The 13572-nt window shown below is 43.7% G+C and carries 12 protein-coding genes; 6 read left to right on the top strand and 6 right to left on the bottom strand.

The window, feature by feature from the left end; translation table 11 throughout:
• Nucleotides 1–116 precede the first annotated feature (116 nt).
• Nucleotides 117–1805, bottom strand: a complete 1689-nt coding sequence (locus QZ942_RS12565; protein ID WP_292996111.1) for a PAS domain-containing methyl-accepting chemotaxis protein — start codon at nucleotides 1803–1805, stop codon at nucleotides 117–119.
• 394 nt (nucleotides 1806–2199) lie between these two features.
• On the opposite strand from QZ942_RS12565, the gene QZ942_RS12570 reads away from it, so the two are divergent.
• The 4 genes from QZ942_RS12570 to QZ942_RS12585 are packed head-to-tail and all read left to right on the top strand — an operon-like array spanning nucleotide 2200 to nucleotide 6384.
• Nucleotides 2200–3840, top strand: a complete 1641-nt coding sequence (locus QZ942_RS12570; RefSeq protein WP_292996113.1) for an ATP-binding protein — start codon at nucleotides 2200–2202, stop codon at nucleotides 3838–3840.
• A gap of 9 nt (nucleotides 3841–3849) precedes the next feature.
• The gene (locus tag QZ942_RS12575; RefSeq protein WP_292996115.1) at nucleotides 3850–4296 is read left to right on the top strand and encodes a response regulator; all 447 of its coding nucleotides are present in this window, start codon (nucleotides 3850–3852) and stop codon (nucleotides 4294–4296) included.
• Nucleotides 4297–4302: 6 nt separating this feature from the next.
• Nucleotides 4303–5748, top strand: a complete 1446-nt coding sequence (locus QZ942_RS12580; protein ID WP_292996117.1) for a response regulator — start codon at nucleotides 4303–4305, stop codon at nucleotides 5746–5748.
• A gap of 3 nt (nucleotides 5749–5751) precedes the next feature.
• The gene (locus QZ942_RS12585; protein WP_292996119.1) at nucleotides 5752–6384 is read left to right on the top strand and encodes a response regulator transcription factor; all 633 of its coding nucleotides are present in this window, start codon (nucleotides 5752–5754) and stop codon (nucleotides 6382–6384) included.
• Nucleotides 6385–6404: 20 nt separating this feature from the next.
• Here the strand turns inward: QZ942_RS12585 and QZ942_RS12590 are convergent, their stop codons facing one another.
• The 3 genes from QZ942_RS12590 to QZ942_RS12600 form a co-directional block, all read right to left on the bottom strand.
• Nucleotides 6405–7040, bottom strand: a complete 636-nt coding sequence (locus QZ942_RS12590; RefSeq protein WP_292996121.1) for an alpha/beta hydrolase — start codon at nucleotides 7038–7040, stop codon at nucleotides 6405–6407.
• Between the two features lie 36 nt (nucleotides 7041–7076).
• A complete protein-coding gene (locus tag QZ942_RS12595) occupies nucleotides 7077–7385 on the bottom strand; it encodes an NAD(P)H-dependent oxidoreductase subunit E (protein ID WP_292996123.1) in 309 nt (102 codons plus the stop codon).
• Between the two features lie 208 nt (nucleotides 7386–7593).
• Nucleotides 7594–7875: an extracellular solute-binding protein gene (locus QZ942_RS12600; protein ID WP_292996125.1), complete on the bottom strand. Its 282-nt coding sequence runs from the start codon at nucleotides 7873–7875 to the stop codon at nucleotides 7594–7596.
• A gap of 147 nt (nucleotides 7876–8022) precedes the next feature.
• On the opposite strand from QZ942_RS12600, the gene QZ942_RS12605 reads away from it, so the two are divergent.
• Entirely contained in the window at nucleotides 8023–9396 is a 1374-nt protein-coding gene (locus tag QZ942_RS12605) for a hypothetical protein (RefSeq protein ID WP_292996127.1), read from the top strand.
• 345 nt (nucleotides 9397–9741) lie between these two features.
• Nucleotides 9742–10596, top strand: a complete 855-nt coding sequence (locus tag QZ942_RS12610; RefSeq protein WP_292996129.1) for a hypothetical protein — start codon at nucleotides 9742–9744, stop codon at nucleotides 10594–10596.
• Between the two features lie 204 nt (nucleotides 10597–10800).
• On the opposite strand, the gene QZ942_RS12615 is transcribed toward QZ942_RS12610, so the two are convergent.
• Complete coding sequence (locus QZ942_RS12615; protein WP_292996131.1) at nucleotides 10801–11781, bottom strand: fatty acid desaturase; 981 nt, start codon at nucleotides 11779–11781, stop codon at nucleotides 10801–10803.
• 215 nt (nucleotides 11782–11996) lie between these two features.
• Nucleotides 11997–13511, bottom strand: coding sequence for a ubiquinone biosynthesis regulatory protein kinase UbiB (gene ubiB / locus QZ942_RS12620; RefSeq protein WP_292996133.1), 1515 nt, complete (start codon nucleotides 13509–13511; stop codon nucleotides 11997–11999).
• Between the last annotated feature and the right edge of the window lie 61 nt (nucleotides 13512–13572).

Here is a 13572-nt window from a genome sequence, read left to right on the forward strand (position 1 = left end):
GGATCCGTTCTTCCAGATTGACATAGCTAAAAAGCTGTTGTTGCGAGTGTTCTATTCCGCGCATGATTTATGAAATGAGTGGGTTCAATCAAATTTTACCCGACTCGGTGGGTTTTTCAACGGCCTGTTAAATGACTGTTGCTATTGTGAAGGTTGCTTCTTTCCGTTAATCCGGTTCTTTTGTCAGCCAGTTGAACCACGGCAGCTGGCCGTTTTGCCGTATTGTGTGCCACATTGAATATGGAAATGGCGCCGACTAACTCATGTGCCTGCTGCTCCAACGAGGCGGCGGCAGCGGCTGCCTGTTCTACCAGCGCTGCATTTTGTTGTGTGACTTCATCCATTTGAGTCACCGCTTGATTGACCTGTTCGATACCAGTGCTTTGTTCCTTGGAGGCTGAGGTGATGTCTGACATGATTTCAGTCACATGTTTAATGGATCCAACTATTTCATCCATTGTTTTACCCGCCCGATTAACTAGCGCGGCCCCTTCATCAACCTTTTGTACAGAATCATCAATCAGTGTTTTAATTTCCTTGGCTGCTGTGGCGCTGCGTTGCGCGAGGTTACGAACTTCGGTTGCTACGACCGCAAATCCCCGGCCTTGCTCACCAGCGCGCGCTGCTTCAACGGCCGCATTGAGTGCTAGGATATTTGTTTGGAAGGCAATGCCATCAATGACATTAATGATGTCTGCGATCTTTTTTGAGCTTTCACTGATTGCCGACATCGTGGTAACAACTTCTTTCATCATGATTCCGCCTTTGGCGGTAATGTCGCTGGCTGTCAAGGCGAGTTGGCTGGCACTCACGGAGTTATCCGTGTTCTGACGCACGGCTGAGGTTAATTCTTCCATGCTGGAGGCTGTTTCTTCTAGCGAAGAGGCTTGTTCCTCCGTGCGTTGTGATAAATCCAGATTACCGGAAGCAATTTCACCGGTTGCCTGACGAACGGATAGGGCGTTTTTTTGCACATCAAGTACTGTCGCTCTCAGGTTGATTCCCGTCTGAATGAGTGCTTTTAATAATTCACCAAATTCATCACTGCGGTTAATGGAAAATTGATGCGTTAAATCTCCGGCGGCCAGTTTGTTTGCAATGTCAGTTGCTTGTTCCAGTGGAGACAGTGTATTTCGTATCATACTAAAAGCAAGATAGATCATCACAGCTACGCCGGTTACAGTTATTCCGGCAATCATGCTGCTCAGTGATGTGGGAATCTGAGTTTGTGTAAGACCCCACCAACCAATACCACCGGCAGACAATAAAAATAAAGCGGGAATGGCCATAAAAAGAGCAATTCGTTTGCTCATGGTCATTTTAAAAAGCGCAGAAAATTTCCCAACCAGATCGGTACGCACCACCTGACCTTTCTCGATCTTCAGGTTAGGTGCTTTTCCATCCAGGATTTTTCGATAAATCGGCGTAGCCTGCTCAATTGCTGTGCGAGGTGCTTTGGTGCGAACTGATAAATAACCGGTGATTTTCCCATTTTCCAGCAGGGGGGTTGCATTGGCATTGATCCAGTAGAAATCGCCATTCTTACGGCGATTCTTAACCAATCCTGTCCAGGGTAAGCCCTGTTTCAACGTGTTCCATAAATCCTCAAATGCTTCAGGGGGCATATCCGGATGACGCACAATATTATGCGCTTTGCCGATTAGTTCTTCTTCGGAGAAGCCGCTGACTTCAATAAAGGTTGGGTTGATATAAGTGATTCTTCCCTTCGTATCGGTGGTTGATACAATTAAGGTATCGTCGTTAATGGGATATTCTGTATTGGTAATCGGAAGATTTACTCTCATCTTCTATCCTTTTATAATTTATCAAAATTGAAGTTGAGTTTTACGGCAGCCGATTAATTATTACTTTGTCGGTAACTTCCTATTTATGAATAGGAAATAATACATTCAACCATAAGAAATTATGACCATAAATTGTAGGAACTATTTTGTTGTAATTGTTCTGGATAGTTATCTGTGTGAATTTCCAGTCAATCTCAGCCCGGAATAATCAGCGCTCACAATATCAAATGGAAAAACAATCAGAATATTCCTATGGTTTTTAATATTTCAGATGGATATGATGGGAGTTACAATCTCTTTTGTCATAATGGACATCAGAACAGAGCTAGGTGATTACCAATGAAGGCATTCATGAGAAACAGGCGTATAACCGTGATTCTCGGTTAAAAGCAATATGAGCTTACAAAAAGAAGCCGGCTGGAATAAGAAATTTACCCCCGATAAGTTTTTGGATTCGGTACAAAATCCATTAAGTGATCCTGGCGGAAAGTCGAATCCAAGCAACATAGCGCACAAAGCGCAGTTCATTTCCAACCCAGTGCTTGATAGAGGCAATCTTTCAAGTATGAGTGAGAGTGAAGCGCACGAGAAATTGAATAAATTTGCATGTTTATATGAAATTTCCCGTGACATGCTGACTATTCGTTCTATTGATGATCTGTGTCAAAAAATTATTGAGCAGATGGGATTAGCATGGCGCTGCTCGGGTGATGTTTTTCCTCTCATCGAGATAGATAATCAATGCTTTACATCCAATGATTTTGTGCATGCTTTAGAACATCAATTTTCTGCCCCAATCCTTGTTAAGGAAGAGATTCGCGGACAAGTCTGTATTTTTTATGGAGATAGCAATCGAATACGATGGTCGCCAGATGAAGATGCTGTGTTTTTGCAAAATATAGCCAATGATCTCGGTTTATGGCTGGAACAAAAGCAGCTTGTTGATGGACAAACAGCTTCGTTGAGTGAAATCAGAATGATTGAAAGGGCGCTTGATGAGCATGCCATTCTAGCAATAACTAACAAACAGGGAAAAATAAAGTATGTTAATCAAAAGTTTTGCTCTGTTTCTCAATACTCAAGCGAAGAATTAATCGGACAAGATCATCGGATTATTAACTCCGGTTATCATTCTAAAGAATTTATACGTAACTTATGGACTACCCTTGCGAAGGGTGAAACCTGGAAGGGGGAAATCAAGAATCGCGCTAAAGATGGAACTGTTTACTGGGTTGATACCACAATTGTTCCATGTCTCGATCATGCCGGTTCTCCGTATCAATTCGTTGCAATACGCACCGAGGTGACGGAATACAAGCGATTGGAACAAAAAATGGAGGAGCAAGTCGCTGAATTGGCGCGCTCTAACGATGAGCTTGAGCAATTTGCGTATGTTGTTACGCACGACTTGCAGGAACCATTGCGTACGATTAGTAGCTTTGTACAGCTACTGAAGAAATACGCTAACAATCAATTGGATGAGCGTGCAAATGACTTGATCTCGCACGTGGTGGCCGGTACAAGTCGCATGCAGATACTGATTGATGATCTGTTAACTTATGCACAAGTCAATGCGAGTCAAACCCTGAAAGAAGTGGATTGTGAATGTTTGCTCAGCAATGTTCTGGCTGATTTGTCGGTCACGAGTAGCGAATGTAACGCGATAATCACCCGTGATAAGCTTCCCGTGGTTAGCGGTATTCCTTTCCAGCTTACTCAGTTATTTACTAATTTAATCAATAATGCATTTAAATTTCAAAGAGAGCAGCCACCACGAATTCATGTGGGTGTAGAAGAAAGTTCGGATCAATGGGTTTTTTCGGTGAGTGATAACGGAATTGGTATAGAGGCGCAATATTTAGAGCGGATTTTCCGGGTATTTCAACGGCTGCATAGTCGTAGAGAATATGCAGGTGCAGGTATCGGTTTGGCAATTTGTAAGAAAGTTGTCGAACATCACGGGGGGAGCATTTGGGTCAAATCAGAGCCCAATGTAGGTTCCTCATTTTATTTTTCAATTCCAAAAACTAATTAAGTATTTGCAATGCGCGATAAAAATAATACTCATCCCAGCGTAATTCTGATGATAGATGACAATCCTACAGATGTTTTGTTGATTAAAGAGGCTTTTGCATTCTGTGAAGCGAATAGCGAAATCTATGCGGCAGAAGATGGCGTGTATGCATTAGAGTTTCTAAAGCGACAAGGACAGAATCTTCACGCGCCTCGTCCAGATCTTATCTTGCTGGATTTAAATATGCCGAGAAAAAATGGACTCGAGGTTTTAGCCGAATTGAAAGCAGACCCCGAATTCACTAGCATTCCTGTCATTGTCTACACCTCTTCTGTGACTAAGGAAGATATCAAAGCTGCTTATCATAGTCATGCGAATGGCTATATTAGAAAATCGGTGGATTTTGATGAATGTATAAAAACAGCGCAATCAATTAAAGATTTCTGGTTTTCTACTGCCATATTATATGAACCCTAATCTGTCATGAACCCGACTAAGATTCATATTTTATTAATCGAAGATAATGAAACTGATGCAATACTTGTGCAAAGTGACTTACAGCAAGCGATGGGCGAGCAGATTTCTGTGGTCCATACGGAGCGATTGGATTCTGCGCTGCAATTAATTCAACAGCAGTCATTTGATCTCATTTTGTCGGATCTTACGCTACCTGATAGCGATGGGGTTGCAACGATTAATCGATTGCGTGAAAACGCTGCCAGTATACCTATCGCAGTGTTATCTTTTAGGGATGATGAGAAACTTGCAATCAAAGCGATTAAAGCCGGTGCGCAGGATTATCTCGTTAAGGGAAGTCTGTCCGAGGGTGTTCTGGCGCGGGTTATTCGCTATTCAATCGAAAGAAAGCGCATCGAAGAAAGTAACCGGAAAGCACATCAGCAGTTTCAGACTATCTTTGAAAAAGCACCGCTGGGTATTGCGTTGATTAATTTGTCAACGGGAAAATATTACGATGTGAACCCGAAGTATGCATCCATTGTCGGAAGGGGTGTGGATGAACTTCTTGTTACCAATCAGTCGGATATTCTTCATCCGGATGATGTATCCTCCTACCGGAAGGATATCGAGAAATTTATCATTTATCAGTCGTGTGATTGCAGGCTAGCCAAAAGAATCCTGCGCCCGGATATGTCCATTATTTGGATTGAAATCTCTATCGTGTCGTTTGAGATCATGGGTAATGGGGAAGTATGCCATTTATGTATGATTGAAGACATTACGGAAAGTAGGCGGATGATCGAGAGTCTCCGCCAATTAACGACACATTTGCAGGATGTCAGGGAAGAGGAAAGAACCCGGATTGGCCGAGAAATACATGATGTTCTAGGTGGAACCTTAACTGTTCTGAAAATGGATTTGGATTGGCTCTCAAAGAAAATAAGTGCGGATCCAATGCATGAACGGATCAGATCGCTTTATGAACTAACGGGCGAGGCCATCGAAACAGCACGAAGGGTTTCAATAAATTTGCGTCCCAATGTACTGGACAATTTAGGATTGTATGGTGCCATCGAATGGCAAATACGCGAATTTGAGCAACGCACCAATATTCGATGCGAATTAGAATCAACGATCTCAAATTTATCTTTGAGTAATAAGCACTCTGAAACCAGTATTTTTAGAGTGATTCAGGAAGTGTTTATTAACATAGTCCGGCACTCACAAGCTTCCCGGGTCGATATTGAGCTTTCTGAAGATGAGGATGACATTTTGATTACCATCAAAGATAATGGCGTTGGGATCACCGAATCACAAATGCTGAATCCTGAGTCTTTCGGAATAATCGGCATGAATGAGCGGACACAGCAAATCGGCGGTAAACTGGAGATATCCGGGTTGCCTTCTCAGGGTAGTGTTGTCACACTCAAGATACCGCTTACCATAGCAACAACAAATGTTGGGGATTAATCAATGATTAAAGTTCTGATTGCAGATGATCATGCTTTATTTCGTGACGGACTTAAACGAATTATCAATGAAACAGACGATATCGATGTGGTTGCGGAAGCCATTGATGGGAAGGACATTTTAAAGAAGGCGAAGGAGTGCGATTGGGATATTGCGCTGTTGGATATTAATTTGCCCGATATCAATGGGCTGGACATTCTGAAAAGAATGTTATCAGCGAATGCGGCTTCACGTGTTCTGGTTTTAAGCATGTACCCGGAAGAAGAATATGCGATTCGGGCAATTCGTTCCGGAGCATCTGGGTATTTGACGAAAGACAGCCCGACCGATCAGCTCATTAGTGTGATTCGCCGGCTTGCCAAGGGCGGAAAGTATGTAAATCCTGAGCTGGCAGAGAAACTTTTGTTTAATCCTGTCTCAGATTCTGAGAATTTGACACACACGACATTCTCGGACCGGGAATTTCATGTTTTCAAACTCATTGTTGCCGGAGAATCCTTAACAGCCATTGCCAATAAATTGTCACTCAGTGTTAAAACAGTCAGTACGTATCGATCGCGTATTCTGGAAAAAATGAACATGAAGAATAATGCGCAATTGGTCAAGTATGCGATTCAACACCGGCTGGTTGAATGAGATTGTATGCAATAGCTGCATTATATTTGCGGGGAAAAGAATTGTAATATCACCTGTTTGAGTAATGCCAGTTTTCCATGAAAGAAATGTTCCGCGCCGGGTATGAAAATGATGGGTTGAGATTGGGGAGTTGCCCATGCCAGTAAATCGCCTGGTATTACGATATCATCTTGATCACCCTGAATAATCAAAGCATACTTCGTTGTTTCCGGAACGGCTGGTGCATTTAAGTTAACAACCGATGGCGCAACCAGAATGAGAAATTCTGGAATCAGTCGCCCAGCAGCATGCAACTGAATTGCGCCGCCAAATGAGAAGCCTGCCAGGAGTAACGGCAGATCCGCTGAATGCGCATTGAATTGATCGCGGACTGTTTGCGTGACAGCCATTACATCTTCTATCTCACCGATGCCACGATCAAAAGCGCCTTCGCTTTTGCCCACGCCACGAAAATTAAATTTGGCTGTGATAAATCCAAGCGCTAACAAGGTGGTAAATAAGGTCTGAACAACCTTGTTATCCATTGTTCCGCCGTGTAACGGATGCGGATGTGCGATGATGGCAATTCCTTTCGGAACGGATTCCGGTTCCCCCAGAATGACTTCGAGTTTCCCAGCAGGACCATCAATGAAAAATTTTTGCGTAATAGCGGGCAAGTTTTTACCTTATGAGCGTGTCAAATTCGGTTGCTATTAAATTTTCAGGCGTTCAACGATGTTGCCTTTAATCAGGTGCTCATCGATGATTTCATCGATGTCGTCTTTGTCGATATAGGTGTACCAGGTTTCATCGGGATAAATGACGATGACCGGCCCTTCCTCGCAGCGATCCAAGCAACCGGCAGTATTGATGCGGATTTTTTTCTCACCACTCAACTTTAGCGATTTAATACGTTGCTTGGCGTAGTCGCGCAATTCCTGTGCGCAGAAATTGTTACAACATTTGGCACCGCCTTCGCGTTGATTGGTGCAGAAAAAGACATGATATTGATAATAGCTCATAGGTGCTCGATAAAAAATTGATAGATCGTTAGTTTAGCGTAATTTGATCTGCGGCTGAGTATCCGGCGTTGTTTATGATTCAGATCCGTAATCATTTCCAGTCGGGAAAACGTATCTTCATCTGGAGAGATCACTTTATTTTGCAGTAATTCAGGCCGGATGAATGGTTTGGCATCGATATTGGGGTTGCCTGAGCCGATCAGGTTGGTCAGCTCAGCTCAGCGGAATTCCTGCCATCCAGCATAAAATTAATAAATTGATGTGCCAGATCCGGGTTTTTTCCACTTTGATGCAGCACCATGCTGTCCAATGACATCACCGCGCCCTGCTTGGGAATCGCATAATCAATGGTGAAGTGGCGCCCGGTTTTTTGGGCATCCAGTGCCGCCTGAAATAAATCATTGGAATAACCGTGCACTACCCATAAATCACCAATGGCAATTTCGCGGATATAACATACGGTTAAACAAATTGAGTTGCCTGAACCCAAGCTGCGCTAACCCATCTGTTTTTAACCAGTGATACTTGGTTTTTAAGTAAGCGCCTGTATTTGATAAACATCAAACAGCCATTGGGCGATTTTATATATTATAAAAAGATAATCTTCAATACACGAAAATTTATTTGAGGAGTTCCAGTGTTCAGTTTAAATTTTTTATTTACATTTAGTCGATTTGCTCATGTCCATGCACATCTTCTCAAATTGCTGTGCTTTATCGTACTCAGTTCAGTAGCAATGAACGTGCAATCCGGATGTCCGCCGGTCAGTAATTGGTCAAACACCGACGCCACCGCGCTTGGAGGAGATCCATTAGGATATATGACTGTCGATAACACGCCGCGTTTGCGATTGCTGAATGGGGCCTATACCAGTGTTTCGGTAACCTGGTTCGGCTCACCGGCGATTCATCCCGATGGTCATTGGTCAGTACGGGTGAACATCGCGTCTTATCCGAGCAAGGCTGGTGCTGTTGCCGATTTTAACGATCCCGCTCGATTGAATTCCTTTTCAGAGACTTCGACTGCGCGTTTTTTGCTTAAAGAAACTGATCGTTGGTTATTTGGCATGTTCAAGACCAGCGCACAAACAGCACTGTACAGTTTTAGAGGCTATGCGTTGTATGAAGGAAATATCATCGAAATCGACGCTGGAACCGCACCCGGCGATGAAACCGGAAAAGATGCCGCAATCGAAATTTTTCTGAATCTTATCGCAAAAGCAAAAAACTTGATTAACAGTAAATGCGGTATTGCAGGTGATAATAGTGCACCGGCCATTCGTTTGTTCACTGAAAAAAGCGCGCCCTTTGTTGATGGCGCAGTTAATAACCCCGTAGTCACTTGGGGTATCATTTTCGAAGACATCGACAGTATTTCGGATATCGACTTTGCGACATTAAAAATCGAGAAAAAATTAATCGAACAAGACTATGAAGATATATCAGGGGTATTCATGGTCAAGTTTCTGGAATTACTGAACAGCGGCAACGTAACCATGGAAAAGACGGATAACCGTTTAACCGTTACCTTTAACACCAGTTATCAGCAACTACGCGAGCTGATTTTTGAAGCCTTCCCGCCTTATGCTTATGGTTATGCCTACGATATGCGGTTTACGGTCAGTGACGCAAAAGGAAGTTCAGGCGTGGCTACGGCACCGTTTTGGCTTGGACGATCTCCCAGCATAATTGTTTTCACAAATGAAGAGCATCAGTATATTTTAGAAATTTATGATTGGGACCAAAAAGCCGATCTCCGTTGGGACACGTTCATGATGACCTTGGACGGCATCGACTTTACCGGTCTGTTTTTAGATCAGATAACGAAGTACATGGCTAGCTCACTCATTAGGCTGGAACCCACAGGCATTGGTCTTAAAACTATTTTTGATTTTGATTCGAAGGAAAGGCTTTGTGAATTCTTTTTCGACGCGTCTGGCCAAGTGGGTTTTCATATCACCGATTACCACGGTTACTCCGATAGTTTAGAGTATCCGTTGAATTGTAAATAAAAGTGCTGGCAGGTTCCGAATCAAGAATTTTAGATTGATGTCAAGTTTCTATTAGGATGAGGCTTTTGCAGTTGAATTGTATATAAGACTTGGGGGATGATTTAAATTCAGCCAAGGCAGAGAAAGCGGCCGATTGCATTGCTTTTGTACGAGATTGCAACGCAAGTTAAAGACCGGAAAACGGCGATAGGGGTTCAACGTGGTTTACAATATCCTGCACAAAATAGGGAATCTGTGCGGCATAACCGGATGATGTGACAAGCAGCGGCATCGCAATTTCTGGTAGCCCCTTAATTATTTGCCCGGCTTTTGATAATCAATTACCACCTCGATGGAGCATACAATATGTTTTCCTTATTAAAGTATTTCAAGGAATGGTTTCCCGTGCATGGCTCGAACGTAACGCCGGCTGATTCCTGTAACACCCAATACCCTATCATTCTTCTTCACGGCATCGGTTTTCGCGATGACATGATTATTTCTTCCTGGGGACATATTCCGGAATTCCTCAGGAAAGGCGGAGCGAATGTTTATCTGGGAGAACTCGGGGCGTGGAATTCATCTATTGAAAATGCGGAAGTGCTGAAGCAAAGGATAGAAGGGATACTGACCTCGACCGGCGCCAAAAAAGTGAATCTCATCGCACATTCCAAGGGGGGACTCGATTCCCGTTATATGATATCCAAACTTGGAATGGGAGAAAAAGTCGCAAGCTTAACGACTATTTCCACGCCTCACCGGGGCTCCGCCTTTGCCGACGTGGCAACAAGACTTCTTCCAGATGATGACTGGGCCTATAAAGCGATCGACACGCTGGGGAAATTCATGGGCGATAAAGACCCGGAAAGCAATATCGCAATAAAAGAATTAACCCGTGAAAGTATGAAGAAATTCAATGCCGACGTGAAAGATGTCGAAGGCGTTTATTACCAGAGTTACGGCTCCAGAATGTTATCGCCAGCCAACGATCCCATTTTCCTCATCTCCTACGAGGTCATCAAGAAATACGAAGGTGAAAACGATGGTATGGTTTCCGTTGACTCGTGCCAATGGGGCAATTTCCGGGGTATCCTTGAAGGGCATGGGAATGGAATTTCCCATCTGCAAATCACTGGTGCCGTAAGCGACGTTGTTTCAGGAATTAATATTCCGATGTGGTATGCCGGGATAGTTCAGGATTTGAAAGCGCAAGGGTATTAACAGCCAACATTTACTACCGTTATCAACGGCAGTAAAATTTCCCGGCTATTTAGTGACATTCCATTAAGGAAACTCTGATCAAGTCCTTCGACAGGCTTAGGACGACCGGTAATATATTGATTACGTTCGTGGTGAGCTTGTCGAACCATGAATGTAATCAACTTAATCAGAGCTTCCTTAATTGATCAGGAATGATTAGATCGATTAATTACTTTGGAATGTGTCATTTGAGGCAGACGATGAATCGGGGTCTGCTATCTTAGCGTTCCGTTTTTCATTACGTACTATATTCCGCCTTAGACTTTCTGGGCCATTGATCATGGCGTCAAAGAAAACAGCACAATAGCTTTTATCGATAATTGCATTCTGACGAGTAATTTCTGGCAGCATTAACACATGGAGTTTCTGAAGATTATACCAAGGCACTGCAGGGTATACGTGATGCCCGATATGATAGTTAATATTGTTCCAGAACCATGAATTCATTGGATTGCTAATAATGGTACGAGTACCGGCAAGCTGGCCAGCATTCCAGGGCGTTCCATAGTGTTCTGCCACAAAACGAACGCTATTGAAAAATCCAAAAAAAATGAGCGGCCAGAACCAAAGTGCAAAAACTTCAGATGCAATTCCATGATTATTAGCCCATTCATAAATAATGACGGTAATCACCGCATGCAGCGCTATTTCACTCCAATGAATGAGTGCTTTCGCGCCGCGTAATTTTTGCAGGGGAAAAATAATAACAAACTGGATGGCTGTCAGAAGTACGCCAATCAAGGCATATGCATAGAAGAGGATATAATCACCGATTCCTCGCTTACCCATTGTAAATGCATCCGGATCTTTAGTTGAACGATTAAAACGATGATGCAGGAGATGATCTTCTTTGAAAGCGGTGTATGAAATTAACAGCGGTATCATGGCAAAAACACCAAATACCCAATTCTTCCACTTGGCCTTAAATAAAACGCTGTGTGTGCAATCATGCATAAAAGTCACAATGCCCATCTGCATGTAACCCATGGCAAGATAGCAGAGCCAAGCGATGGTCCAATGCGGAGCATGCCAGGCCATTATTCCAAGCCCTATCCATATCCCATAGAATAAAGGAATTTTTAGATTGGGTTGCCAACGATGCTGATAGAGTGCCCTCAGCTCGGCTTTATCAATAGAATTTGCCATAGGGATAAGTAGGGACTTTAACATAGTAATGCACTCGGATATCCTGTGTTCTGAAAATAAACCCACCAAGCCGGAATCCGGTATGCAATTTGGAAGCAATGGGGTCAGATTCGATTGATACTTCAGCAAACAGGCATTAAGGTCCAGAAAAAGAATTAAAGACCGCTGTCAGGTATGTGAATTTACCCTCAAATAGGTTGTGCGCAAGTTGTAAATTACTGGAATATCTGCCACGCCAGCAATCCAGCCAATAGGATAGCGATGAGTGCCAGCAGGCGGTTTTGGCGTTTTTCTTCGATGACCAGATCAGTCATTTTTCTTTCCAGCATATCATTGCGATTTTCAGCGAGGGCCTGATGGATCAGGCGGGGAAATTCGGGCAGGATGATTGCCCAATTGGGGGCTTCTTTTTGTATCCGGCTGGCTAATCCGCGGAAACCGAGTTGTTCGGCCATCCAGTTCTCTAAAAAGGGTTTGGCTGTTTTCCACAGATCCAGATCGGGATCCAGATCACGGCCAAGTCCCTCGATATTCAGCAGTGTTTTTTGCAGTAAAACCAATTGCGGCTGGATTTCTACATTAAATTGCCGTGACGCCTGGAATAACTGCAGCAGGACTCGTCCGAACGAAATTTCTTTCAACGGTTTGTCAAAAATCGGTTCACAGACAGCGCGTATGGCGGATTCAAAATCATCCACCCGGGTATCTTTGGGTGCCCATCCCGCTTCCACGTGTGCCTGTGCAACACGCCCATAATCACGGCGGAAGAAAGCCAGAAAGTTTTGCGCCAGGTAATTTTTGTCTTCATCGCTGAGTGTTCCCATAATGCCAAAATCAACTGCAATATACTGGCCAGTTGCGCCAACAAAAATATTTCCCGGATGCATGTCCGCATGGAAGTAGCCATCTCTGAACACTTGGGTAAAGAATATTTCAACGCCGACACGCGCCAGTTGCGGGATATCAATACCTTGTTCGCGTAACGTATCGACATGGCTGATCGGCGTGCCTTTGACGCGCTCCATGACCATCACGCTGCTGCGGCAGTAATCCCAATAGACTTCGGGAACAAATAACAGGGGAGAATCCAGAAAATTGCGGCGTAACTGACTGCAATTAGCCGCTTCACGCATTAGATCCAGTTCATCATCCAAGTGCCGGGCAAACTCCGAGACGACTTGGCGTAATTTCAAACGCTTTCCGTCCGTCCAAAGCGCTTCAGCTAACCATGCGCCAGTATCCATCAGCGCAACGTCGTGCATAATGATCGGCGCCAGATTAGGACGTAATATTTTTACCGCCGCTTCGGTCCCATCATGCAGCACGGCAAAATGGACTTGTGCTACCGATGCGCTGGCTTCGGGTATTTCATCAAACTTAAGGAATATTTCACTGATCTTCTTTCCATATACTTTTTCCAATGATGAGATGACAATTTCCGAAGAAAAAGGCGGTACCTGATCTTGCAGTTTGGCCAACTCATCAGCGATATCCTGGGGTAAAAGATCGCGCCGGGTAGACAACATTTGGCCAAATTTAACAAAGATAGGGCCCAACGCTTCCAAAGCCAGCCGTAATCTTTCCCCGCGCAGCTTGTCCAAATTCCGCCAGAAAGTTAATGTTCTGACAGTCACTCGTAAGAATTGCAAGCGGCTATGGTTCAAAACAAATTCGTCTAATCCGAATTTGAAGGCAATGTGTAGTATTTTTAAAAGTCGAAATAGGCGCATAGATTATAAAAATTTGGTGACGAGCAATAGAACCCAGGGGGCTCAGTTAAAACAGCACAAG

Origin of the sequence: Nitrosomonas sp., assembly GCF_021731985.1 — a bacterium.
Classification (GTDB): domain Bacteria; phylum Pseudomonadota; class Gammaproteobacteria; order Burkholderiales; family Nitrosomonadaceae; genus Nitrosomonas.

Bases quoted from the DNA above. Each gene is read 5' to 3' on its own strand.
- QZ942_RS12570 (WP_292996113.1), top strand. From the start codon at position 2,200: ATGAGCTTACAAAAAGAAGCCGGCTGGAATAAGAAATTTACCCCCGAT.
- QZ942_RS12585 (WP_292996119.1), top strand. From the start codon at position 5,752: ATGATTAAAGTTCTGATTGCAGATGATCATGCTTTATTTCGTGACGGA.
- QZ942_RS12610 (WP_292996129.1), top strand. From the start codon at position 9,742: ATGTTTTCCTTATTAAAGTATTTCAAGGAATGGTTTCCCGTGCATGGC.
- QZ942_RS12615 (WP_292996131.1), bottom strand. From the start codon at position 11,781: ATGGCAAATTCTATTGATAAAGCCGAGCTGAGGGCACTCTATCAGCAT.
- QZ942_RS12580 (WP_292996117.1), top strand. From the start codon at position 4,303: ATGAACCCGACTAAGATTCATATTTTATTAATCGAAGATAATGAAACT.
- QZ942_RS12565 (WP_292996111.1), bottom strand. From the start codon at position 1,805: ATGAGAGTAAATCTTCCGATTACCAATACAGAATATCCCATTAACGAC.
- ubiB (WP_292996133.1), bottom strand. From the start codon at position 13,511: ATGCGCCTATTTCGACTTTTAAAAATACTACACATTGCCTTCAAATTC.
- QZ942_RS12595 (WP_292996123.1), bottom strand. From the start codon at position 7,385: ATGAGCTATTATCAATATCATGTCTTTTTCTGCACCAATCAACGCGAA.
- QZ942_RS12575 (WP_292996115.1), top strand. From the start codon at position 3,850: ATGCGCGATAAAAATAATACTCATCCCAGCGTAATTCTGATGATAGAT.